The organism is Clostridium sp. (assembly GCF_050717535.1).
Lineage (GTDB): Bacteria > Bacillota > Clostridia > Clostridiales > Clostridiaceae > Clostridium_AD.
Genome location: NZ_JBOITM010000066.1, coordinates 14,286 through 40,715, shown reverse-complemented (window position 1 = coordinate 40,715; position 26,430 = coordinate 14,286). Strand labels below are relative to the sequence as shown.

Below are 26,430 nucleotides of genomic sequence, written 5' to 3'. Positions count from 1 at the left end.
AGATATAGGAGTGAACATATATGACAAAGACTATTTTTAAAGGCAGTGCAATGTTAAACCCTGTTCCAGTAGTATTAATCACCTCAAAAAATAAAGAGGGCAAAATAAATGTCTTTACAGTGGCATGGATAGGAACTGCTTGTACTAAGCCCCCAATGATAACTGTATCCATAAAACCTGAAAGACTTTCCTATGATTATATAAAAGAAAGTGGTAATTTTGTAGTAAATCTACCTAGTTCAAAAATGGTTAGACAAGTTGATTATTGCGGAGTACGCTCAGGTAAACAAATAGATAAAATTAAAGAAATGAACTTTACTACGGAAAACAGCAAGGATATCACCTCGCCATTAATTTCCGAATGCCTTATATCTCTAGAATGCGTAGTTAAAAGTATTACTCCTCTAGGTAGCCACGATTTGTTTTTAGCCGAGATTGTGAATACCCATGTAGATAATACCTTAATAGATTATAATGGAAAAATTCATTTTGAAAGTGCAGATCTTATTACTTATTCTCATGGTGAATATTTTAGTGTTAATTCTAAACCTCTAGGTAAATTTGGTTATTCAATTCAGAAAAAGAGCAACAAGGAATTAAAGAAAAATAACAAAGCAAAACATAAAAATAAAGCCTGATTTCTCAGGCTTTATTTTTATGTTGAATTATTTTACATTAAATTGTTCTATATTTATTTCTTTTCAGTGGAGATATTTCCAAGTGTTTTATTATCCATTGGTTTATTTTCAACATGTTTAGTCATTTTTAACATTTCGGCTATAGCTGATATGCTACCTAAACTTGACAATGTCTCATTTGGAAGTATAAGCTTATTAGCTGGGTTCTTAGCCATTTCTTTAAGAGCTTCAATTTGCTTTAATGCTATTACTGTTTCGTTTGTACCTGATTCTATAATAGCCGAGTTTACTTTTCTTATTGCATCTGCTTCTGCAACTGCAATAGCCTGAATAGCTTTAGCCTTACCTTCTGCTTCAAGAAGTTGTGATTCTTTCATTCCTTCTGCACGTCTAATATTTGCTTCTTTTTCAGCTTCAGCATTTAATATTTGTGCTTGTTTATGTCCTTCTGCTCTTTCAATTTGGCTTTGCTTTTCACCTTCTGCTGTAAGAATAAATGCTCTCTTATCTCTCTCTGCTCTCATTTGTTTTTCCATAGCCTGTTGAATTTCAGATGGTGGAATAATATTTTTAATTTCTACAGATAGTATTTTAATTCCATAAGCATCAGTAATTTCGTCGATTATTTCAAGAAGTCTTAAATTTATTCTATCTCTTCCTGATAATACATCATCTAAAGTCATATCTCCCACAATATTTCTCATATTAGTTATAGTTGAGTACACTATACCTGATTTATAATCCTCAATATTGTACACTGCATCCTTTGAGTTAATAACCTTATAAAATATAACATTATCAATTGATATATTTACATTATCCTTAGTTATAACATTCTGTGGTTGTATGTCAAGTATTTGCTGCTTCGTAGAAATTCTTCTTCTAACATAGTCTGCAAATGGAATTATTAAATGCCAACCCGGTTCTAATGTTCTATGAAACTGACCAAACCTTTCCACTAAACATATGGATCCAGTATTAACAATTTTAATAGATGATATAATGATTATAACTAATATTAATAATAAAACTAAGCCTATAATCGTTCCCATTATAAATTCCTCCTTAAATTTTAATACACCTTATACTTTCTCTATCAATAATTTATTTCCTTCTATCCCAATAATTTGAACCAAGTCGCCTTTTGTCAAAGGTTTTCCTACATTTTTTACAGTCCAATAAATTCCTTGGAATTTAATATGCGCTTTTATATCAATGTCTTTAGTTATTGTAAATTCATTTCCAATATATGCTTCTTCCATAGTCAGTGTTTTCTTTACAGTTTTCTTTATTGTCTTTTTGACTATAGGATATCCAACAGCCATAGTCGCCGCACTTACTGCAACAAAAATGATTGCTTGTGTACTTATTGGTGCATTTAACGCTATAGCAATTATTGCTGCAATTGCACCCACAGCAAACCATATAAACAAGAAAGCACTCGTAGCAATATCAATAGCTAGTGCCCCTAATGCTACAATAATCCAAAATATCATTGGCGTCCATTCCATATTGTATTCCCCCTTTCAGAAATCTAACATAATGCGTTATAACCATTAAAATATTACCAATTGCTATTATTAGTATATCTCTTTTTTATATAATATAATACAAATTTATTATTTTGGTTTAATATAGTCCAAATGATAGGGACGGCTAATTACCATTTAAACAATAGAGCCATTGAAAACGGCTAGAAACTGCATTATTAGACTTAACCATATTATTTTTTCTTTACTTACATTAAGTATACTACCAAATCTTATAGTTCCATAATTATTGTTTCCTATACATTTATTATAATAATAATCATTAACCCTTGCTACTAATATATCTAAGATAATGTTATAATTTTAGTAACATTGACTATATAAAGACAAATATACAAATACTATATTCCATAAACAAAAGAAAGGTCGTGAATTAGTTTGGATACTTCTTTTATAAAAGTTTCTGCTGCTTGTCCAATCGTTAATGTAGCAGATATAGAATTTAATTTAATTAACATAAAAAATTGCATCGAAGAATCCTTAAAACAAAAATCAAAATTTATAGTTTTTCCAGAACTTAGTATAACAGCCTACACCTGTGCTGATTTATTTTTACAACAAGAATTACTTAAAAAATCTGAAAGAGCAATTCAATCCCTATGTGAGTTTTCTAAAGACAAAGATATATTAATTGCTATAGGAGCTCCACTATATTTTAATAATTGCCTATATAATTGCGCCTATGTAATATTTAACGGCAATATTTTAGGAATCGTACCAAAAAGCTATATTCCAAATTACTCGGAATTTTATGAAAAAAGATGGTTTACTGAGGGTCTTGGCATAACATCAAAAACTGTAAATCTTTCTTTTGCAAGTAGCATCCCCTTTGGAACAAATTTATTATTCACCTGTGATAAGATTAAATTTGGTTTTGAGATTTGCGAAGATCTTTGGGTAACCATTCCTCCTAGTAGCTATTTAGCTCTTCAAGGTGCAAATATAATTGCTAATTTATCTGCCTCTAACGAACTAGTTAGTAAGGCTGATTACAGAAGATCCTTAGTTTCATCTCAGAGTGCACGATGTATGTGTTCATATTTATATGCATCCTCTGGTGTTTTTGAATCCTCTACAGACTTGCTTTTCAGCGGTCATCTTTTGATTAGTGAAAATGGACTACTATTGAAAGAGAATAATAGATTTCAAAGGGAAAATGAAATTATCACTTCTATTATTGATATAGATAAATTAAACAGTGAAAGATTAAAAAACACAAGTTTTAGAAACAGTAAGTCCATATGTCCTTTTGAAGTATGTGAAATACCTTTTAAATTTTCAAACGCAGATTTAGGAATTTTTGATAGATATATCGATAAGCATCCCTTTGTTCCTTCTGATGAGCATTTGCGAGAAATACGTTGCAAGGAAATTTTTAATATTCAATCCTCAGCTCTTGCCAAAAGATTTTCATATACTGGGCTTAAAAAAGCGATAATTGGTATTTCTGGAGGCCTTGATTCGACTTTAGCACTACTTGTTATAGTTAAAACCTTTGACATGCTAAAGTTACCACGAAAAAATATTATTACTATCACTATGCCCGGTTTTGGAACTACAGATAGAACCTATAAGAATGCGGTAGACCTATGTAAAAACTTAGGTACAGAGTTTAGGGAAATAAATATAGTGGAAGCTTGCCTTCTACATTTTAAAGACATAAGCCATCCAGCAGAAAAACATGATGTAACTTATGAAAATGTTCAAGCAAGAGAAAGAACACAAATTCTTATGGACCTTGCTAATAAAGAAGGTGGCTTATTAATAGGAACAGGAGATTTATCTGAGCTTGCCTTAGGTTGGTGCACATATAATGGAGATCACATGTCTATGTACTCTGTAAACTGCTCAATTCCTAAGACTTTAGTGAGATATTTAGTTAAGTATGTAGCAGATAAAGAAGCCTCAGTAGAAGTTACAGATATTCTTTTAGATATCCTTGACACTCCTGTAAGTCCAGAACTTCTACCCAAAGATAAAAATGGCGAAATCGCTCAAAAGACTGAGGACATAGTCGGTCCATATGAACTGCATGACTTTTTCCTCTATTATTTTATGAAGCAGGGAACTACTCCTAATAAAATATTATTCTTAGCTAAACAAGCCTTTAAAACTGATTACGACCAGGAGGAAATCGTTAAATGGCTAGATAAATTTATAAAAAGATTCTTTACCCAACAATTTAAACGTTCAGTTCTACCAGATGGTCCAAAAGTTGGAACTATAAGTGTATCTCCAAGGGGAGATCTTAGAATGCCTTCTGATGCTAGTTATAATTCTTTCCTTTAGAAATTAACTGAGCACATAACAATTATCTATTGTTATGTGCTTAGTTGTTTGTTTAAATCTACAATAAGTGGCTATAGCCCTAGAACTCCATATTTTATTTTTAATTAAGATGCGTTATACGTAAAAAAAGATATATATTACGTATAATGCATTGGAGCAAGCTTTAGAACTTCTTATTTTATTTTTAATTAAGATGCGTTAAGAGAAACATATGTTTGAGCACACAACAATTGAGAATTGTTGTGCGCCCATGAGGAATACTAAGGGGATAGCGAGTTTATGTTTCTTAGCATCTTAATTAAAAATAAAATTAGGAGTTCTTAGCGAAGCGACTGCATTAGTAGTAATATATATCTTTTTAATCTTTACTTGTAAATATCCACTATAAGTCCTGCAATTTCATCAATAGTATTTGCTACGTCAAGATTCTGTTTTTCTTGACTTAATAACATTTGCGTAAGTTCCTCTAGTTTTACATCCACAGTTTCCACGGTTATAAAATACTGTGTTTGCCAAAAGCTGATGTCCTTTTTAACCTCGTACATATGTTTTAAGACAGAATCCAGGTATTCTCTAATTAAATTTTTATATGCTTTAACATCTGCAAAACATTTTGTAATACTTAATCTATTCCCTTTCTTCTTTATATCCTCCATCATATCCTTCAATTGCTGTTCTGATTTTTGTTGCCTAGCAAAGCTAAAGTTTTGAGAAAAATCTTTTTTACTAGATATACTCTTTTTATCCGGTGCAACATTGGAATTTCTTCTAGCCCTTGATATTTCCATAATCTCTTTCACCCCCTAGTTTACTTATCAGTTCCTTTATTAGTTTTTATTTTTAGTCATCTTCAAAAAATAATAAACAAACATGCTAGTTTCTTTTGTATATTTAATTTATATTTTCCTCAGATACATTAATTATATTGTTACATCTATTATAACGAACTTTCAGCAAAAAAATATACACACACAAAAATAATTCTAGCTATAAACAAAAATAATTCTAGCCATAAACAAAAATAATTCTTACCACAATAGAAAATTAATTCTTACCACAATAGAAAATTAATTCTTACCACAAAAGAAAATTAATTATAATCCTAATTAAAGTTTATCGCAATATGCTTATAAATTTGCCAAATTTTTTTTATATTAGTATAATAATATGGTAAATATTATAGATTATAAAGATAAATTATAAATATAGGTTTTTGCTTCTTTTTTTGCTAAAATATTTTATTTCTATCCATATTCTAAAAATTAAAATTTGAGGGGTGAACATATGAAAAAATTACTAATCATGTTCTGGACTTTCTTTAAAATAGGAGCTTTTACATTTGGTGGCGGCTATGCCATGATACCACTCATTGAGAATGAGGTTGTCACTAAAAAAAAGTGGCTTTCTAAAGAAGATTTCTTAGATATAATTGTTATTTCCCAAACTTTTCCTGGTGCCTTAGCTGTTAATAGTGGCATCTTTATTGGCTATAGAATTAGTGGACTACTTGGTGCTATCATTGGACTACTCGGAGTAGTTTTACCTTCATTTTTCATAATATTATGTATTGCAGTCTTTTTTATGAAATTCAGAGAATATTATTATGTAAATTTAGTTTTTAAAGGTATTTCTGCTGCAGTACCAGTGCTTATACTCATAGCCGTTGTAAGCTTATCAAAATCACTAAAGAAAAGCTATGCAAACCTTATTATAATTTTAATTTCCCTTGCAAGTATCTTATTTTTTAATATACATCCAGTTATAGTTATACTTTTATCAGGATTATATGGAGTTATATTTCTCGGAAAGAAGGTGAAATAAATGTCTATGTTAATTAAAATTTTCTTATCTTTCTTGAAAATAGGTGCCTTTAGCTTTGGTGGAGGGTATGCTATGCTACCACTTATTCAAAGAGAAATTGTAAATAACAATACTTGGATTACCTATAAAGAATTCATTGATATTATTGGTATATCACAAATGACTCCAGGACCTATAGCCATAAATTCAGCTACTTTTGTGGGTTTCAAAGTTTATGGTATATTAGGTAGTATTGCTGCAACCCTAGGTGTTGTTTCCTTTTCTTTTCTCTTAGTTTCTATAGCTAATCACTACATTGTTAAATTTAAAGAATCCTATATAATGAAGGCTGCACTAACAGGTATGAGGCCTGCCCTAATTGGTCTTATAATTTCTGTGTTCTTATCCATGGGAAAAGTATCTTATAAAGACATTAAAAGTGTAGTAATTGGGATTATAATCCTCGGACTATTACTTACTGATAAACTTCATCCAATTTTAGTAATAATAATTTCTGGGGTACTCGGGATTATATTTTATGGTTTATTACCTATGTAAATATTGTAAAACTTTTTCTATTTATAACCAAATGAACTTATTATTTCATATTTCATGTTATCATATAATAAATATATTTTTAATAAATCTATCTATAATGACAAATACTAAGTGGCGAGGTGATATTCATGTTTTTCAACAAACCCATTGACGAAGTTTTAAAAGAATTAGAATCTAACCCAATAACAGGTCTTTCTAAGGATCAAGCAAAGCTAAAAACAGAAAAATTTGGACTAAATAAGTTAGTAGCTAAAAAACCTAAAACATTAATAGCTATGTTTTTTGCGCAATTAAATGATATTTTAATTTATATTTTACTGGCAGCTGCTGTGATTTCAGCCCTCCTTGGTGAGACAAGTGACGCAATTATAATCGCTATTGTAATTATAATTAATGCAACAGTGGGAATTATTCAAGAATCTAAAGCAGAAAAAGCTCTTGATGCATTAAAAAAATTATCTACACCTAAGGCTATAGTTAAAAGAGATGGACAGTTAAGTGAAATTCCATCAGAAGAAGTTGTACCTGGCGATATTATTATTATTGACGCTGGAAGATATGTACCCTGTGATTTAAGACTACTTGAAGCTTCAAATTTAAAAATTGAAGAATCCACACTTACTGGAGAATCAGTACCGGTGGATAAAGATGCCTCACTAGTCTTAACAAGTGATGATGTTCCACTAGGTGATCAAAAAAACATGCTATTCATGTCTACCATGGCAACCTATGGTAGAGGTGTAGGTGTAGCTGTGTCTACTGGAATGAATACTCAAATAGGTGAAATTGCTAAAATGCTAGATGAAAAAGTAGACGATGAGACTCCCCTACAAAAGAAACTAGCAGAGCTTGGTAAGTATCTTGGAATAGGTGCCCTATTAATATGTGCTCTTATGTTTGTAGTAGGCGTTCTTCAAAAGAGAGAAGTTTTTGAAATGCTACTGGTTTCTATAAGTTTAGCTGTTGCAGCCATACCTGAGGGTCTTCCTGCTATAGTAACTATAGTTCTTGCCATGGGCGTTCAAAAGATGATAAAAAAGAATGCTATTGTACGTAAATTACCCGCTGTTGAAACTTTAGGTTCAGTAAATATTATATGTTCAGACAAGACAGGAACCTTAACTCAAAATAAGATGACTGTAACAAAATTCTATGCAGACGGACGAACAGGAAATATAGATAGTCTAAACATTAATCATGATGAGCATAAACTATTACTAGAAAATCTTATTCTATGTAATGATGCTACTTACTCTGAAAACTCAAAAACTGGTGATCCTACAGAAATAGCACTATTAGTAGCAGGAATAAACTATTCACTATTCAAAGAAGACTTAGAAAAAAGCCATAAAAGAGTCAATGAAATTCCTTTTGATTCAGATAGAAAATTAATGACTACTGTAAATAAATATAATAGTGAATATTATGTAATGACAAAAGGGGCTATCGATAATCTATTGAATCTTTGTACTAAGGTCTATGTTAAAGGTACTATAGTAGAAATGACACCCAACTTTAAAAAAGAAATATTAGCTTCTGCAAATAGTATGTCTGACGATGCACTAAGAGTCCTAGGTTCAGCTTATAAAGTTCTTCCTACCTCTCATGTGGATATTGATTCACTAGAAAGTGATTTAATACTTATTGGACTGGTAGGTATGATAGATCCTCCAAGACTCGAGGTTAAGGACTCTATTACTCTATGTAGAAATTCTGGAATAAAAACTGTAATGATAACTGGCGACCATCAAAACACAGCTTTTGCTATAGCCAAAGAACTTAATATTGCCAGTGATTCTTCTCAGGTTATATCTGGCTCAGAGCTTGATAAAATGTCTGATGTTGAACTAGATAGTAAAATTGATAATCTAAGAGTATTCGCAAGAGTATCACCAGAACATAAGGTGAAGATTGTACGTGCTCTTAAAGCCAAAGGAAACATTGTATCAATGACTGGTGATGGAGTAAACGACGCCCCTTCTCTTAAAATGGCAGACATAGGAGTTGCTATGGGTATAACTGGTACTGATGTAGCTAAAGGTGCTGCTGACATGATCCTTGTAGATGATAACTTTTCAACTATCGTTTCTGCTATTAAAGAGGGAAGAAATATCTTCACAAATATAAAGAAAACTATAATATTTCTTCTATCTTGTAATATTGGAGAGATTATAGCTCTGTTTCTTGCCATACTACTAGGCTGGGCTACACCACTTAGACCTATCCATATATTGTGGGTTAACTTAATCACAGATACGCTACCAGCACTAGCTTTAGGTGTAGATCCTGGTGATCCTGATGTAATGAAATATAAACCAAGGAATCCAAAAGATAGTTTGTTTAAGGGTGAAGGCTTTAATTTACTTCTTAATGGCTTGCTAATTGGTGTATTAACCTTAATAGCATTTATAATAGGTTCAAAATATTATAGTGGAGAAACTCATTTATTCCCATTATTCCCTGAGAATCTTTCAGAAGATGCACTAAAACATGCACAAACTATGGCTTTTGTAGTACTTAGTGTCTCTCAACTTGTACATTCACTAAATATGAGGAATGGTAAGAAATCCATATTCCAAATAGGTTTATTTTCAAACAAATATTTAATTGGAGCTATAGTTTTTGGTATACTGCTACAAGATTTTATAATTACAATACCAGTACTCGCAAATGCTTTTAGCGTTCATTCATTAAGTTTAATGGACTGGGGTTTTGTAACTATTCTATCTCTTATGCCATTACTCTTTAATGAGATTGTAAAAATATTCAAACGAGGTTCTTCCATAGTATAAGTAAAAAAGTAGGAGTCTGATGATTACTCATCAGACTCCTACTTTTTTGATAAATATTAAAGATAAGAAATTATTTTAACTTAGTGCCTTCTTCATCTTGAAATATTAGATCACTTTTCATAAGACCACCCAATGCTCTTTTAAAAGCATTTTTACTAGTTTTAAATACTTGCTTTATCTCATCTGGTGAACTTTTATCATTATATATCATAGACCCGTTAGAGCTTCTCAAATATTCTAATATTTGCTCTTCAATTACATCTCTTTCTTCTAATCTAGGTTTTCTTACTGTTAAATCCATTTTACCATCTTCATAATATTTTTGTACTCTAGCTTTTAATTTATCTCCAGGTGTTAAATTCATATAGTTCTCATTTCTTAGAATAACCCCTCTATAAATATCATCAACAGCTACCATTACAGTACCATTAGTCTGTATTCCATATACTGTACCTTCTACTTCATCATCAATCTCAAATGAATCTGTATCATATAAGTATTTATCAACAAAAGTAGTGGCTGCAATTCTTCCCGTCTTATCTAAATATATATAAAAAAGATATTTTCTGCCTGTTTCTAACGCGTAATTTTCCTCCTTAAAAGGAACTAATACATCTCTTTCTAAACCAATTTCTACAAAACTTCCTATTGTAGTCATGTCAATTACCTTAAGATAAGCTAAGTCGCCCACCTTTGCAAGTGGTTTTTTTAAAGTTGAAATTAACCTATCACTTGAATCTCTGTATATAAAAGCTTCAACTTCCTCACCAATAGCAAGTGCTCTACCTACTGTACTTTTCATTGGAAGTAGTATGTCATCACTTGTATTGTCTGTTCCCGCACCTAAATAATACCCAAATTCTGCGCGCCTTACTACTTTTAAATTATTTAAATCTCCTATGTTTATCATTTTAAAATCTCCTACCTTTTATTTATATTTTTGACCAATCAATATATTGGTTAAGTTTAGCAACAAATTTAACTAGATATTTTTCTTCAAGTTCTGTAAACCTTCCTATCTCTGGGCTATCTAAATCCAAAACTCCATAAACTATATCGCCACTTATTATAGGTATAACAAGTTCTGAATTTGTTGCAGAATCGCAGGCAATGTGTCCTGAAAATTCATTTACATTTTCTATACGCTGGATCTCTTTTTTAACAACTGCTGTTCCACAAACGCCTTTACCTATTTCTATTCTGTTACAAGCAGGCATTCCTTGAAACGTTCCCAGAACCAATGTATTGCCACGCAGTATGTAAAATCCTGCCCAATTTAATCTATCCATAACCGCTTTAATAATTGCTGCAGCATTTGACAAATTTGCTAAACCATTTTTTTCTGAGCTGAGCTGTCCTTCTAAAACAATAAGCATATACTTATATTTCTGCTCATTTGTCATCTTTTCTATTCCATTTAATTTTATCATTTTTCTCACTCCTTAAAAAACAGAAACTCTCTATCTTCTATTGTAGTTAAAAACTCATGAAAATAAAAGCTATTTTTTAAAATAAAGGGACGGTTAACAACTATTTATATAAATAGTTGTTAACCGTCCCCAACTCAACTTATCCAACTTATCTAGATTTCCATAAAATCATAACCATTTATCGTAGCATATTTAATACTCTCTTTAATTTAAGAGCCTCAGCATTCTTCCTTACTAAATTAACTATACCTACACTTTTTTCATCATTATTTTTAGCATCCCCTATTATTAAAGTCGCCTTTTTGCCTCCAGCTTCTGCTATTACTTCACCCACTGCCTCTTTACCTGTAGCTTTTAATAATCCATTTTCATCAACTTGCAAATCATTACCTGTCACTGTCCATTTCACTGATTTATTATCAATTAAAACATTTTCACCTTTTTCATTACTAGCTTTTACAGAAAATTGATGAGTGTCCCCTTGATTTAATAAAATTGCATTCTTATCTGTTAGTGTAAATGAGCCTAAGGAGTCTAACACCGTAACATTTGCACTCCCTGTAATTCCATCTAAAGAAGCTTTTACTGCTCCACTTGATGCTATATCACCAGCCTTAAACTCACCTTTAGAAGAGACTTGTCCAACTTCTCCTTCAATAGACCAATTAACAGCTTTGTCTGAAAAATTCATAGGATGTAAATTAGTATCAACTCCTTTTAGACTAAAACTGTAAGATGAATTTTTATATATTAGTATATTTTGTTTTATAATAATATCACCTGCTATGTTTGTTATAGGTGCTTTATTAGTAAATAAAAGAGCATTGGTTACAGCTCTTTCTGAGGCATCCGCTGGCACATTCACTATGCTACTTTCACTTTCTGCATAATGACGTACATTCATCTGAGTTGAACCACCGCCATCAAAATTAAGTGCAGTTACTGCACCTAATTCCGCCATCAAATTACCCATTTCAGGTAAAGTAGCTCCATCACTAAATGCGGCTGAAGCTTGTCCTCCTCCAACCGTTAACGCAATAACCTTATTATCCAAAGTTATTCCAATGGCTGTCCTAGCTTTTCTAGAGTTTGCAAACCATTTGTCTACACCATCACTTATCATGGCTTCCACCGTTAACCCTTTTCCATTTTTAACCAGATAATTATATCCACCCATGGCACTGGCAATATCTTTTTTATTAAATCCTAAGTTAAGACTCACCGTATCTCCTATTTTAAGATTTTGTTTTACCCAAGCAGCTTTTGTACCATTTGATGCAATAACTATGCCGTCCTCAGGAATAGTTACTTCTTTACTTCCTATTCCTATACTCTCAACTACTCCAGTAAACTGCTTGTCTAATAAAACCGGTCCATCTACTGCTCTAATTACTGTAAGTATCTCACTTGGTGCATAAGCTGACTGATTTATTTTTCTATCTAAGCTATAATCTGGTGTGAGTACCATTAGGCTGTTTTTCACACTGAACTTATTCGCTTCAAACTCACCATATCTATTAACACTATCTATAAGCACATTTGCGCCAGAATCATTGGTAAGCTTACCATTAAAACTCATATTTTCTATAAATGCCTTGCCATTATTATCTGTACCAAATATTGGATACCTACTTTCATCTGCCTTGCAAGTATATCCAACCATTGGTGTACCATCTATAATTTGAGGCCCCACACTTGCACCTATTACCATATTAAAGAAATCGCCATTGACTCCCCCAACTACACTGTTATTTTTAGATACTTCTTGTACAATTTGTTTTGATACAGTATCTTTTGCTAGCTCTACATCTTTTGCTTTAGCGAATATAAGCCCAACATCACCGTTGTCCAAATCTGCCTTAATAATATTTAGTGTCTGCTTTAGCTGTACACCACTTTTATCCGTATCATAATAACTTCTCTTTTGTTCTATGTATTGTATCCCATTGGAAATTTTTTCATCCATAATAGTAATATCATCTTTACTTGTTGTTGCATAAACATTTACACCTGAAAAACCCAAAATATTACCAAGCAATGCAGTTGACATCAACAAGGAAATTAACCTTTTTTTCTTCTTTTCACCTCTAAATCTCATAAACTTCAAAATTTACGTCCCCCTTATATCCCATTCTTACCTTATATACTATTCTACAAAAAAATGCAGTAACCTTCTACTAAATAAAATATTACTAGAAAAGTTACTATATTTAGCCCGACTTATTTTAAAATATATTGCATTGAAAGCTCTACATAATGCTGAGCAGATTTCTTTAAATTTTCTTTTTCTTCTATAGTTAATTCACGAATAACCTTTGCCGGTACTCCCATACAAAGAACACCAGAAGGTATTTTTTTCCCTTGAGTAACTAAACTACCCGCACCTATTATAGTATATTCTCCTATTTCAGCTCCGTTTAGTATAGTGCTACCCATGCCAATTAAAGAATAGCTTGAAATACTGCAGCCGTGTATTATAGCATTATGCCCTATAGTTACATAATCACCAATACACACAGGAAAGTCTTCATCATTATGTACCGTACAATTATCTTGAACATTTGTATAAGTACCTATAGATATATAATCCATATCACCTCTTAATACAGCTCCAAACCAAATGTTACTGTACTCGCCTATAGACACATTGCCTATAACCTCTGCACTGCTTGCAATAAATGTATGTTTGTGTACTTTAGGTATTTTTCCATCAAATTGATGCATCATAAGTTTCTCATCCCCTCTTTAAAAATAGCAAGTACATTATTTCTCTTCAAAATAATAATATAGTTATTGTACTACATTATTATGTAAATATATTTATTATTATATAAATATATTTGTTATTCGTCATCCCATTGGGTAATAGTTCATGTTGATTTTTATACTATTTTATTATATAATTGCATTTGATTTTGTACTATTTTATTATATAATACCAAATGATTTTTATCCACTTTAAAATAATTTAAGAATTGATTTATAATTTATTTTAATATATAATACCATATATAGTGATAATCAATTTTGTGTCTACTACATATAGTACACATACTGTTTTATTACATAATATCAAGTTGAACAACTAAGAGTGCTTTCTAGCATAGTAATATCAATCATGCAAGAATTCATTTTACATAATCCAACTTTAATTTTAAATGTTGGATAAATAATAGGAGGTGAATATATTAGCTTTTTTAGGCTAGTATACTTATGGCGGATATAAAAGATTTAATTAAAAGATTTTACACAAAAGCATTAGAAAAAGATAAAACTATTACGGTTTATGATTTATTTAAATGGAAAAAGGTAGATGTTTTTCTAAAGGACCATAAAACCAATAAAGTTCTTTTGGAAATGAAAAATTTAGAATTTCCAGAGCATTACTCACAAAATTCTTGTGATATTATTGCTTCAAAATATTTCAGAAAATCTGGTGTACCGGGCAAGCAAGGCTATGAAAATAGTATGAAAATGGTAGCTCATAGGCTTGTTAATTTTTGGTGTGAATCCTTAACTGACCAGAAAGTTATTAAAACCGAAGAGGAAAAAATTATTCTTTATGATGAATTAGTATATACATTTTTAAATCAAATGTTTGCTCCAAATTCTCCTCAATGGTTTAATACCGGGCTTAACCTATCCTACGGTATAAAAGGTGGATCCTTGGATAGTTTTTATTATGATGAAAAAGAGAAAAAGATTGTTAAAAGTGAAGATGCTTATACAAGAACTCAAGCTTCAGCTTGTTTTATTCTCTCAATTCAAGATAAACTGCTTGGAGATCACTCAATATCTGAGCAATACGTAACAGAAACCAAATTGTTTAAAGGCGGTTCTGGTACTGGCACTAACTTTTCTAGCATAAGAGCTCGTGGTGAAAAATTATCTAGTGGTGGAGTTTCTTCTGGCCTTATGAGTTTTTTAAAAGGACTTGATAGAAATGCAGGAGCAATAAAGTCTGGTGGAACTACAAGACGTGCTGCTAAGATGCTTTGCCTGGATATTGACCATCCCGAAATACTGGAGTTTATGACTTGGAAAGCTAAAGAAGAAGATAAGGTACGTGCTCTAACTAAAATGGGTTATGATGGTAATTTTGAAGGTGAAGCTTATGAAACTGTATCAGGACAAAATGGAAACAACTCCATAAGATTCTCAGATGAATTCATGATGAAGGTGGATAACCTCTCAAAAAATCCTAAACAATCTATTACTCTTAAAGGAAGAGCTGACTGCTCAGTTAACAAAGATATAAGTGTTAAGAAGCTATGGGATACCTTTAACAAAGCTGCTTGGCAATGTGCAGACCCTGCTCCTCAGTTTGATGATACCTTTAATGCATGGCACACTTGTCCTGCTGGAGAAGATGGGATAGTTAATGCTAAATACAATAGAATTAATTCAACCAATCCTTGTGGCGAATATGCATTTTTAGATGATACTTCTTGTAATTTAGCATCTATTAATATTTATAAATTCTATGATAATAAAACTAAAAAGTTAGATATAGAGGGTTATGTTCATTTAATCGGACTCACTCAATTAGTTCTTGAAGCTTCCATACATTGGGGACAGTTTCCAACTGAAGATATAGCAAGAAAAACTTATTTGTTTAGAACTACAGGCCTTGGAATTTCAAACTTATCTTCATTATTAATGGTAATGGGTTATGCCTATGATTCAGAAAATGCTAGAAATTTGGCTTCTTCACTATCTGGAATAATGACTGGACAATCTTATTATGTTTCTTCATTGCTTGCAAAGGAACTATCTCCTTTTGATAAATATGAAATCAACAAGCCATACATGCAACTAGTTATAAGAAATCATGCAAGAGCTGCTGGAGCTCTCACTACTGAATATGAAAACCTAAATTATGAGCCTAAAGAAGTTAATCACGATCTTTTGAAAAAGAACTCTCTAGGGTATATAAGTGAAACTTTAAAAAGTTGCTTCACAAAAGCATTAAATAGTGGTGAAAAATATGGCTTTAGAAATGCTCAAGTTACAGTGATTGCTCCTACTGGTACTATTTCCTTCGCTATGGATTGTGGTGCAACCTCTATAGAACCATATTTCAGCCATTTTATTTATAAAAAGTTATCTGGTGGCGGTTATATGACCATAGTTAATCCAGTAATTAAAGATTCCTTAAATAACCTAGGATATTCAGAAATTGAAACAAATGATATTCTTGATTATATTCTAAGAAAAGAAAAGGTTAATGAAAATGGATTTGAATATGAAAAACTTATTGATGGAAAAATCGAAGGTGCTCCACACTTAAAACCAGAACATTTGTGTATATTTGATACAGCAAACAAATGCGGTAGTGGGAAAAGATATATTCCATCTATGGGTCATGTTCTAATGATGGCAGCCATAACTCCTATGATATCAGGTTCTATATCAAAAACTGTAAATTTGCCTAAAAATGCTACTATAGAAGACTTTGAAGAAGTTATACTTAATTCTTGGAAATTAGGTGTTAAAGGTATAGCCTTGTACAGAGATGGTTCAAAGGCAAGTCAGCCTCTAAATACTACTCTATCTCAAGATAAAGAAGTATCACTTGAGGATTTATCCTATGCGGATCTTTTAAAGAAAGCAAAAGAAGATCGAGAAATATCCAATCATTCTACAAGGGAAAAACCAATTGGAATACGCTATGGTACTACTCACCCTGCTCAAATTGATGATGTAAAAGTCTATACTACAGTAAATAGACGTTCAGATGGAGAAATCTCTGAAATATATATAACTACAGATAGAGAAGGTACTATTATTACTGGACTACTTAATTCTCTTTCAAAATCAATATCTGTAATGCTTCAGTACCATGTACCTGCAGAGGATATTTCTAAGATGCTTAGGGGACAAAAATATGAGCCTTATGGTTTTGTGCAAAAACATCCTTACATTAAATCTGTTTCTTCTATATCTGATTTGATCAGCAAAATTATAGATATAGAACTAGGTGACTATACAAGGTGTCAAGTTAAGCCTGAAAATTATGGCAACAGTAATACACCTAAAAACCCATTAATGCCTGATGAGAGTGAAATTTCAGCTAGCATAGTGGAAGTTGAGAATATACCTTCCCCTATAAATATAACCAAGGATAATATTCAAGGAGAAAGATTATATTCTGAAGTTTGCTCTAATTGCTCCAGTACTAGACTAGTTAGAAATGGTAATTGCAAGGTTTGCCAGGACTGCGGAACAACCACTGGGTGCAGTTAATCTATCAAACTAGAAAATCTCCCAAAAGTTAAAGTACAACTAAGTTGTGTCCTGTTAAATGAATATTTATTCATCAATATAAAACAAATCACTATTTATAATTAATTTATAAATAGTGATTTTTCTCATATTTTGAAACATAAATATTAAGTACAGACCCCTGATATATTTTCGATTCACTGATTACTTAAAAGAAACAAAACACATCTTGTTATCTACAAGAGATGCTATTCCCTTATCATATAATTGAATTAATTTCCCTTGATAGCTAGTTTGAATTCCAGAACTTATTTCTTTTATAGAACCTTTTAGCGGATCATTTTGATATGTTTTACCATTATCTGATACAAATAAATCTTCTTTCACGCAAGGTATTTGTAATTCCATGGTTTTCCATTCCCTAGTATCTTGTGATATCTTACCATAATAAACTTTACTTACTAAATTATCTTTTAACTCTGCAAGATATATATTGTCATCATCATCATTACCAATTAAGCTAAGTTTATCAACACCACCAACAATTAAAGCACCACTTTTACCAGTAACATATGTTTTGTTATAAACTGAGCCTTCATAGAACAATTTATCTTCATGGCGAATCAATAAGATATTGCCCACCAGGTTAGGTATTGTATCGATTTTTGACAGTTCTGGATTTCTATCGATTCTATAAATACTGCTTTTATTAGCATTATTTGATACCTTAACATAAGTAACTCCTGTTAATGGTGCTGTTTGAACATCTTCTACCTTAGGATTAGTGACATCACACTCAATTTTTATATTTTTTGCTTTTTCACATTTTACTGCATCGTAAGAATATAATAGTAATTTACTAGATTCTTTATCACTTTCTTTTTCTACTAAAATCATTCTATTTCTACCTGGGACCCATGAAACAAAAGAAACGTTACATCCATCCTCAGGTTCTATGTTTTTAGTTTTACCAGTCAAACAATTAGCAATTACCAATTTTTCATCATCATAATAAGATATATATTTGGCATCGTAAGATACTAATATATTTTCTGCATTTGTTGGTATAGTAATATCAACATTTTTAGCTTTGGTACTTACCTCCTTCACAATTTTTTTGGATACTACCTTTGAATCGGCAGCTAAAAAATAATGATCAATGTAAAAGAGCCCTAAACATTGTAGTGATAAAGATACTACTATCCATACGCTTATTCTTTTCATCCAGTTCATATTTTTTTCTCCTTTAACCTCGAATATTCCATAATATATTTCAGACTATTTTCGGCTCTCTATATACATAATTGAAGATACTGACCTTTCTCCCAAACTATCTGATGGACTGTTTATAACTTCATCATCATAAAATAATGTAGAAGAAGAACCTCCATCTAAATTAGTAGCATTAATAGCCCCATAATCATATAATACATCCTGTGCTTCTTTTAACGTAGCTCCTAAACTTCCCAGCTTCCTACCGTCAATTACTAAAAATATTATCGCTCCATCACTTCTTTGCGCTACACATGTTCTAGGTGCAATACCCCAACCACCATTACCTTTAGTAATAGTTTTTTGTCCACTAACTATAAGTGCTGGTCCAAAAGATATTGCCTCAGTTACTCCATCGTTTTTCATCTCAGAAAGACTATGAGGACCAACTAATAATTTACCTGAGCTAGTCATTGCTACAACTTCTGTTTTTTTATTTTCATCAGTTATATCATTAGCAACAATTTTTCCATTAGCCATTATAATTCCGGCTGGATTTGCTCCTGTCCCTGTGTATTTTGTTCCATTGTCTTCATCTTTAAATCCACCACCATTGATTGCCGCAATTGCATTATTATTCTTTGCAATATCACTAGTTAGTTGCCCTTCTTTATGAAGCAACCTAGTGTAACCTACTTTTAACCTAGTTGGGTCATTAATTATTAATATGTAACCTTTAAATTTATTTCCGTTTACATCATATCTTTCTATAGTATCATCATTTTTATTTTCTACTTTTACACCGTCTAAGTTAGTTTGGACTAATGCATCCACTGTTTGCGTACTCCTAATTTTTGCTATTGCCTCTTTAGACAAAAATGTCGTTGCAAGCCATTGCAGTGAATACGTAGTCATTGCCGCACCTACCATTGTGGTCTTCACATTTTTAAAAGGACCATAATAAATCATAAATGGGCCAGTAATTGCAGTAAAAATAGTTTCAAAAATTATAAAGCTTATAACAAGTTTTATTTTTATTGTTTGTTTATTTTTATTTTTTTTCATATTTACCATCCCTTTAGCTTTGTCAGCAACATAGGTGTTCTAAGGTGAACCATTGTTAATTAATTCGCATTAAGAAAATATATCAAAATATTAGCTTCTTAAGGTAACACCATAAAAGTAGATCCTACTTCTCTTTCACCTTTACTGCTAGGATCATCAATCATTTTGTCTCCACTTTTAATTAGTTTTCCACACGGAGTATTAATTACTTTACCGTTATAGTACATAGTTGTTGAGCTTCCTCCATCAAGATTAGATGCATTTACAGCTCCATACTGCAAAAGTATATTTTGTACATCGAGCATTGTGGCGCCTATAGACTTAATGCTTCTACCATCAATGGTTAATAAAATTACTGAACCATCTTTTTTCTGACCTATAGCTGTTCTTGGAGCTATGCCCCAACCACCATCACCTTGTGTAATTGCAGGTTTACCATTAACGATAAGTGCTGGTCCAAAACTAACGGCCTCCGCTACATTAAGCTTATTTAATTCATTCAAGGAATATTTACCAACTAGAAGGATACCTTTATTTGTAAAGGCTACTATATCTCTTTTACTCGTATTGTCTTTTAAATCACTGAATATAATTTTTCCATCATGCATTATGAGCCCTGATGGAGATAATGTTTCATTTGAACTTTCAGCAAACCCTGTAAACCCTCCTGCATTAATAGCGCATATTGCATTACTTTCTTTTGCTATTTGACTAGTTGTTTTTGTTATTTTTAAAATATCTTTGTTAAAACCAACAACAATTTTCTTATCACTTGGTATTATTAATATTGTACCTTTAAAATGTTTGCCTGTAATATCATATTGAGTAATAGAATCTGTTTTATTATCATTGCTTAAAGTTGTGATAGATTTCGAGGCCTGTTCATATTTATTATCCGCAAGCACTGGTTTATTTTTAGCATTAGTAAGCATTACTCCGCACAATACGGTTAATGTTACAATAGGAACAATCGACCACTTATAAGAATTTTTTTTAAATAAGGAAATCATAGTAATTCTCCTTTTAATTTGAGATTTGTCACTTATAATAGATGACATCCCATAAACCTTCGGAGTCTTTTTATAACACTCTAACAACTTTATAATAGTTTTACCGTAATTTATGTAATCATTACATTTAACATGAGATAAGACTAAAGCATCACAAGCGAGTTCTTTATCATTGCGCATCCTATAAAATGAATACCATATGATAGGATTAAACCAATGTATTATTTGAAGTATTCCTGACATGCAACTTACTATTATATCGAGACGTTTTACATGGCTAAGTTCGTGTAAAATTATAAATTCTAATTCATTTTTATTCACATAATTTTCAATACCAATAGGTAGTAACAATTTAGGGCTTATAAACCCATAAATGCATGGCATTTTAATCCCATTAGTATAGATGATTTTTATATTAGATTTTATGTTTAATTTGTTTTTGCACTGTAGTAAAAGCAGTAAAACATCCTCATTATCACATACTTTGCCACTCTTTACCCTGGCCTTTAATTTCATCGTCATTACAATTGTATAAGATGCGATTATAATAACCACCAGCAACCACAGACAACTTATCAATTGTAAGTACATCGGGCTCTGATTAGTTTGTGATGTATTGTTTTGTAAATTAGTCTTCGCAATATCTGGAGTCGCATTTGTATTGCTCTCTTTATTATTAAAAATTTTGATTGCCTTGTTATTTATTGAATAAGGTACTTGTACAACAGTTGTACTTTTAAAATTTATAATATTAAATATACTTAATGAGCTTTGTATCCCGTATGGTATTAATAATCTAATTATAACAATAAGCCAAATAGCATAGTGCCACCTGACACCTAACTTATCTTTAATAAAAAACTTGAAGGCAAGAATTATTAAGCTTAAAAGACTTGCTAAAGCGGTTGAATATACTACCCATTCAAAAATAGATATTAGTAGTACCATAAATACACCTATTTAACCTTTCTTCTTTTCAAGAATATTTTTAAGTTCTTTGATTTCTGCGTCAGATAGCTTTGATTCGTTTAAAAAGTTTGCAATCATACCATTTAACGATCCATTAAACACACGGTTTATAAAGGATTCACTGGCGGCTTTTATGCATTCATTCTCCGATAACAAAGGAAAGTAATAATATGTTTTTTTATCTTTTTTATCTATTGTGTAACCTAGTATTTCTTTTTTTACTAAACGATTTATTAAAGTTCTAATAGTATTTGCCTTCCAATTAGTATTTTTACTTAAAGCATAGACGATTTCATTTGCAGTGCAGTTATCATTTCCCCAAACACATTTCATAACTTCCCATTCTGAATTTGATATTTTAGATGCATTAATCATTTCATCATCCCTTTTTTAATAAATTATATTTTACAATTTGTTACTTTATAATACATATTACACATGTAATATGTATTTGTCAATTTAAATTATAAGCATATTTTCAAACTCAACTTTGGAATTTTATGATTTTGAAAGTGTAGGAGAAGAAAATTTTGATGAATTAGGACAATTTATTGTGTAATTCAACATTTTAGTATAAACCCAGAAGAAACACATTATATTAGAGTTGCACCAAATAATATAATACCATCAAGGAAGGCATAGGGATTATTTCTGCAGCATGGGCAGATTAGTGCTACAAGAATCTATTATAATTTTTATAAATCATATTAATGTTTCAGTACACCAAAAGTTGTATGCCTACTAAATGCTATTAATAATAGTTAACTTTTGTATATAATGTTATAATTTACTTAGAATTGTTTTGCAGTGGTAAAATATTATGGAAGTTAAGGTTAAAATATATGGACATGAAATTATAAGACAAAGTGTAAGTAAAAATGTAAATCAGAATGATTGTATACAATATATATATATAGCAATAATAAAGAGAAAGTAAATAATTCAAATATTCCCAACCCTATAGATTTATCAAACATGATTTATATGCTATCTGAACTTCATTTATCCACAGATAGGTAATATCAATTACCATTTTTATTTACTCCGTAATAATTGAAATAATTTAACGGTAGTATGGATTCGTAATTTTCTAGAAGATTTGTAACTTCGGGAAACTTTTCTATACTTCGGCTTATAAACTCGCAGTTGAACATTTTTTCTATTACTTCCTCGATGCTCACCGTATATCCTTTATCCATTAGTTGGTTTACACCTAGAGCTAGTTGATATTTTTGAAGATGATAAAAAATTTACTATAAGAAAGAATATGTTGAATGTAATTTTCAATTTAAAGAAGATAATTTAAAATTAAAATATATCACGAGGGGGCTCTTTTCATAATAATTAATATTAAAAGTAAAGGCACCTAATTTCTTGAGTACCTTTACCTTTACTTTTTCTTCTTATAATTTTTTATAATTCCAAGAAGTATACCTTAATTATATACGTAAAATGTTAATAACATTCTACTTGCAACATACGTGGCACTCAACATCTATGCCTGAATATTTTTATTTTCATCTTCAAAAAGCATAACATCGTATTTAGGTTTATTTCCTAATTGAATGATTATACAAAGTACAATACCTGCTGCAAGTCCCCACGCTGCCCCTCTTGTTGCAACTACAGCGGCCATAATACCTGCAATACCTAAATCATTAGCTGTACGTGCCTTTAAGACTCCTACTCTTATAGAAACATACCCTTGTATTAGCATTGTAGATGCAAGTGCAATTCCTAAGATAGGTTTGCATAGAGAAACTATTGGTAGTAATAAATATCCAGTAAGGGTACCAAATCTGAAGGAACCCGCTCCACCAAATATAGACTCCATAGATTCCTTGCCATGCTTATATCTTTCACAAATAACAACTTGCATTGCTGCCCATAGAGGTCCACACATTGTAAGATCTGGTCCAATTATAGACATTATGATGTTACGAAGACCAAATATTATATGAGATCTGTTTGGATCATAATCTATAAGTTCATCTGGACGATCTTTTTTACAGTCTTCTACCAATGCTTGTGATTGTATCATATCACCAAATAAAACTATATATGCACTTATAACCATTGGTAAAGCATTTATAAACATTTTAATTGGAGGAAATCCTATATTTTTGGAGAAGAAAGTCCATTGTGTCCATAAAACTCCAAAAGCTGGTTTTGTTATACCCCATTCTATTTTAGGCCAAGCTGTTTCCCCAACTAAAGGCGCAAATACTATAGCAAGTGCTATAACTGGAAGAATACCTAAATTAGATATTGTTTTCAAAAATTTATTTTTATGGCATATACTTTTAAAATGATTTGAAAATAAAAGGTAAAATCCGAGTCCTACACAGATAATAATAGAAAAAGGAAATTGATCAAAGCGAGCACCTTTTACAAATATAATATTTATAGCTGCAATACCAGCGCCAATTATAATGCCAGACTGCATAGCGTTTGGAACAATGTGAACTATTTTTTTTCCAAGTCCTGTAACCCCTAAGAATAATGCCAAAAATCCTAAAGTCATTTCAAATGCTATTAAGGCTTGCATTCTTTCCGGACCCATTTTATAATCGCTTACATAAAGAATAAGAAGTGGAATGGCAGGTGTGACCCACCCAGGCACAACTGGATCTCCTAAAAATACATGAGTACAATATAATATACCATTTAACACAACAACTGCCATTGCTACTTCAAAAGGCATTCCTAAAAATTCTTGAAGCATTGGAATAGCTCCAAGACAAACGGCACACATCAATAATCCTTGAATGTAATCTGCCATTTGAAACTTATAGTGAATTCCAGGTATTCTAATCTTAAAAGGGCCAGCAGGTATATATGGTTGTTCTTTCCCAAACTCTCTTTTAATAGACATAAGTTTGACCTCCAATTAAAATAATTTTTTATTAAAGAAAAGTAATTTATTAAAATTTACAAGTAAATCTTTTTTCAAATTCTTGAATTAATTCATTTTTAAAATCTGGATGAGCAATATTTATCATAGCCCTCGCCCTTTCCTTTAAAGTTTTACCCTTAAGTTGTGCTATTCCATATTCTGTGACTACATAATTCACATCATTTCTACCAGTGGTTACTGCCGATCCTTCATCTAAAAGTGGAACAATTTTAGAAATCGTACCCTTGGCTGTTGTCGAAGACATTGCCATAATAGATTTGCCGTCTTTACACATGTTTGAACCACGTACAAAATCTACTTGACCGCCAACGCCACTTATCTGTTTTAATCCAATACTTTCTGAAGCTACTTGCCCCATTAAATCTACTTGTACACAAGAATTTATTGATATCATCTTTGAATTCTTCATAATTACAATTGGGTCATTTACATAATCTACAGGGTACATTTCCACCATTGGATTATTGTTAACAAAGTCATAAAGTTTTTGAGTTCCCATAAGGAAAGTTACTACTATTTTACCTGGATGAATTGTTTTAGCCTTATTAGTTATGACCCCAGCTTCAACAAGGTCAACTACTCCGTCTGAAATCATTTCTGAATGTATACCTAAGTCCTTTTTGTCATGTAAAAATAAAAGCACTGCATCAGGTATAGCGCCTATTCCAAGTTGAAGAGTTGATCCATCCTCAATTAATGAGGCACAATGCTCACCAATAGCTTTCTCAACATCTCCAATTTTAGGAGGAGCAAGCTCTATTATTTGGTGATTAGATTCTACAATAAAATCGATTTCAGAAACATGTATAAAAGAATCACCCATAGTCCTTGGCATTTTATTATTTACTTCAGCAATTACTAATTTTGCACATTCTGCTGCGGGCTTTGTATAATCGTTAGATACACCAAAACTACAATAACCATGTTCATCTGGTACTGTAACTTGAATAAGTGCTACATCTACTGGTAAACTTCCTTCAAAAAGACCTGGAACTTCTGAAAAATAGCAAGGTGTAAAATCTGCTCGTCCTGAGTTTACTGCTTTTCTTGTACTTCCTCCTACAAATAGTGAATTATGTCTAAAGTGCTTTTCCATACCCGGCTTTGCGTATTCACTTTTGCTCATTGCCACCATATGTACAATTTCAACATTATCATAAGCTTCACTATTAGCTACCATTGCGTCTATAACAGCTGTTGGTTCTCCACAAGCATGTCCTATAACTACCCGATTTCCAGATTTTATTTTTCCGGCAGCTTGCTCCGCAGTAATAACTTTTGATTTATAAATTTCTTTTAAGTTCATACTTATCGCTCTCCCAACTAACAATTTTTTTGTTTTGTCTATAAGCTTAAATAATTTTATAATATCACTTTCACTAGTTATACATATTTTTTCATATTTAACTTGAAGATTCTGCTGATTAACACAAGCACTAGGGCATCCGCATAAGATAACAACTACATCATAAGTAATTGCTTCTTTTGCTGTTTCAATACTGCTGCCCTTACCAATATATTTTTTCAGTTTTACAACTACAGCTGTTCTATCATACGTTGGATTACATCCACCACAATATTTAATACCAATTTTCATTATCTTTCTCTATCATTCTTACTCATACCATGATTTAAAATTTTTCTAGCCTCTTCTAATAACTCTTCACTTATTTCATTTTTTAGCATTACACTTTTGATACCTGGTATTGACTCTTTGAGCGCAACTTCCACCATATCCTCAATGGTATATTTCGCAGATAAACATCCATTACATTCACCTAAAAGTTTAACCTCAACTATTCCATCTTTTACACCAATAAGTTCAATATTTCCATAGTGCTCTGCTAACCTTGGTCTAACATTCACCTCAAGAATTTTTTCGATTTCAGCAAACATAACATCACTCCATTCTATAAAATATATGAGATGGGTAAACCCACCCCATACATATTCAAGGATTTAATATTATAAAAAA

The 26,430-nt window shown here is 31.4% G+C and carries 21 protein-coding genes; 6 read left to right on the top strand and 15 right to left on the bottom strand.

The window, feature by feature from the left end; all coding sequences use genetic code 11:
* Window positions 1-20 precede the first annotated feature (20 nt).
* Entirely contained in the window at window positions 21-638 is a 618-nt protein-coding gene (locus tag ACREVU_RS09310) for a flavin reductase family protein (RefSeq protein WP_431551316.1), read from the top strand.
* Window positions 639-691: 53 nt separating this feature from the next.
* On the opposite strand, the gene ACREVU_RS09305 is transcribed toward ACREVU_RS09310, so the two are convergent.
* Together ACREVU_RS09305 and ACREVU_RS09300 are read right to left on the bottom strand one after the other, a co-directional pair.
* Window positions 692-1,690 carry an SPFH domain-containing protein gene (locus tag ACREVU_RS09305; protein ID WP_431551315.1) on the bottom strand — a complete coding sequence of 333 codons (999 nt, stop codon included), beginning with the start codon at window positions 1,688-1,690 and terminating at the stop codon, window positions 692-694.
* A gap of 30 nt (window positions 1,691-1,720) precedes the next feature.
* Complete coding sequence (locus ACREVU_RS09300; RefSeq protein WP_431551314.1) at window positions 1,721-2,149, bottom strand: NfeD family protein; 429 nt, start codon at window positions 2,147-2,149, stop codon at window positions 1,721-1,723.
* Window positions 2,150-2,566: 417 nt separating this feature from the next.
* Between ACREVU_RS09300 and ACREVU_RS09295 the strand changes: the two genes are divergently transcribed.
* Window positions 2,567-4,477, top strand: a complete 1,911-nt coding sequence (locus ACREVU_RS09295; RefSeq protein WP_431551313.1) for an NAD(+) synthase — start codon at window positions 2,567-2,569, stop codon at window positions 4,475-4,477.
* A gap of 365 nt (window positions 4,478-4,842) precedes the next feature.
* Here ACREVU_RS09295 and ACREVU_RS09290 read toward each other — a convergent pair whose 3' ends face one another.
* Window positions 4,843-5,265, bottom strand: coding sequence for a YaaR family protein (locus ACREVU_RS09290; protein ID WP_431551312.1), 423 nt, complete (start codon window positions 5,263-5,265; stop codon window positions 4,843-4,845).
* Window positions 5,266-5,761: 496 nt separating this feature from the next.
* Here ACREVU_RS09290 and ACREVU_RS09285 point away from each other — a divergent pair, with 496 nt between their 5' ends.
* From ACREVU_RS09285 to ACREVU_RS09275, 3 genes are all read left to right on the top strand, one after another.
* Entirely contained in the window at window positions 5,762-6,298 is a 537-nt protein-coding gene (locus ACREVU_RS09285) for a chromate transporter (RefSeq protein ID WP_431551311.1), read from the top strand.
* Window positions 6,299-6,835, top strand: a complete 537-nt coding sequence (locus ACREVU_RS09280; RefSeq protein ID WP_431551310.1) for a chromate transporter — start codon at window positions 6,299-6,301, stop codon at window positions 6,833-6,835. It begins immediately after the preceding gene.
* A 128-nt stretch (window positions 6,836-6,963) separates the two neighbouring features.
* The gene (locus tag ACREVU_RS09275; protein ID WP_431551309.1) at window positions 6,964-9,627 is read left to right on the top strand and encodes a cation-translocating P-type ATPase; all 2,664 of its coding nucleotides are present in this window, start codon (window positions 6,964-6,966) and stop codon (window positions 9,625-9,627) included.
* A 70-nt stretch (window positions 9,628-9,697) separates the two neighbouring features.
* Here ACREVU_RS09275 and ACREVU_RS09270 read toward each other — a convergent pair whose 3' ends face one another.
* The 4 genes from ACREVU_RS09270 to ACREVU_RS09255 all read right to left on the bottom strand — a co-directional run bounded on the left by ACREVU_RS09270 (window position 9,698) and on the right by ACREVU_RS09255 (window position 13,784).
* Window positions 9,698-10,537, bottom strand: a complete 840-nt coding sequence (locus tag ACREVU_RS09270) for a CvfB family protein (RefSeq protein WP_431551308.1) — start codon at window positions 10,535-10,537, stop codon at window positions 9,698-9,700.
* A gap of 22 nt (window positions 10,538-10,559) precedes the next feature.
* On the bottom strand, window positions 10,560-11,057 hold the full coding sequence (gene msrC / locus ACREVU_RS09265; protein ID WP_431551307.1) for a free L-methionine (R)-S-oxide reductase MsrC: 498 nt from the start codon (window positions 11,055-11,057) through the stop codon (window positions 10,560-10,562).
* Window positions 11,058-11,235: 178 nt separating this feature from the next.
* Complete coding sequence (locus ACREVU_RS09260; RefSeq protein WP_431551412.1) at window positions 11,236-13,155, bottom strand: phosphodiester glycosidase family protein; 1,920 nt, start codon at window positions 13,153-13,155, stop codon at window positions 11,236-11,238.
* Between the two features lie 122 nt (window positions 13,156-13,277).
* Window positions 13,278-13,784, bottom strand: coding sequence for a gamma carbonic anhydrase family protein (locus ACREVU_RS09255; protein WP_431551306.1), 507 nt, complete (start codon window positions 13,782-13,784; stop codon window positions 13,278-13,280).
* Between the two features lie 486 nt (window positions 13,785-14,270).
* On the opposite strand from ACREVU_RS09255, the gene ACREVU_RS09250 reads away from it, so the two are divergent.
* The gene (locus tag ACREVU_RS09250) at window positions 14,271-17,303 is read left to right on the top strand and encodes a vitamin B12-dependent ribonucleotide reductase (RefSeq protein WP_431551305.1); all 3,033 of its coding nucleotides are present in this window, start codon (window positions 14,271-14,273) and stop codon (window positions 17,301-17,303) included.
* Window positions 17,304-17,486: 183 nt separating this feature from the next.
* Here ACREVU_RS09250 and ACREVU_RS09245 read toward each other — a convergent pair whose 3' ends face one another.
* The 8 genes from ACREVU_RS09245 to ACREVU_RS09210 form a co-directional block, all read right to left on the bottom strand.
* Complete coding sequence (locus tag ACREVU_RS09245) at window positions 17,487-18,515, bottom strand: hypothetical protein (protein WP_431551304.1); 1,029 nt, start codon at window positions 18,513-18,515, stop codon at window positions 17,487-17,489.
* A 45-nt stretch (window positions 18,516-18,560) separates the two neighbouring features.
* Window positions 18,561-19,568, bottom strand: coding sequence for a phosphodiester glycosidase family protein (locus ACREVU_RS09240; protein ID WP_431551303.1), 1,008 nt, complete (start codon window positions 19,566-19,568; stop codon window positions 18,561-18,563).
* A gap of 89 nt (window positions 19,569-19,657) precedes the next feature.
* Complete coding sequence (locus ACREVU_RS09235) at window positions 19,658-21,517, bottom strand: M56 family metallopeptidase (RefSeq protein WP_431551302.1); 1,860 nt, start codon at window positions 21,515-21,517, stop codon at window positions 19,658-19,660.
* A gap of 12 nt (window positions 21,518-21,529) precedes the next feature.
* Window positions 21,530-21,913 carry a BlaI/MecI/CopY family transcriptional regulator gene (locus ACREVU_RS09230; RefSeq protein ID WP_431551301.1) on the bottom strand — a complete coding sequence of 128 codons (384 nt, stop codon included), beginning with the start codon at window positions 21,911-21,913 and terminating at the stop codon, window positions 21,530-21,532.
* A 647-nt stretch (window positions 21,914-22,560) separates the two neighbouring features.
* Window positions 22,561-22,737: a hypothetical protein gene (locus ACREVU_RS09225; RefSeq protein WP_431551300.1), complete on the bottom strand. Its 177-nt coding sequence runs from the start codon at window positions 22,735-22,737 to the stop codon at window positions 22,561-22,563.
* Window positions 22,738-23,033: 296 nt separating this feature from the next.
* The gene (locus ACREVU_RS09220) at window positions 23,034-24,413 is read right to left on the bottom strand and encodes a hypothetical protein (protein WP_431551299.1); all 1,380 of its coding nucleotides are present in this window, start codon (window positions 24,411-24,413) and stop codon (window positions 23,034-23,036) included.
* 49 nt (window positions 24,414-24,462) lie between these two features.
* Window positions 24,463-26,052, bottom strand: a complete 1,590-nt coding sequence (locus tag ACREVU_RS09215) for an acetyl-CoA hydrolase/transferase family protein (RefSeq protein WP_503417258.1) — start codon at window positions 26,050-26,052, stop codon at window positions 24,463-24,465.
* Window positions 26,052-26,351 carry a NifU family protein gene (locus ACREVU_RS09210; protein WP_431551298.1) on the bottom strand — a complete coding sequence of 100 codons (300 nt, stop codon included), beginning with the start codon at window positions 26,349-26,351 and terminating at the stop codon, window positions 26,052-26,054. Before ACREVU_RS09210 ends, ACREVU_RS09215 begins: the two co-directional genes overlap by 1 nt.
* Between the last annotated feature and the right edge of the window lie 79 nt (window positions 26,352-26,430).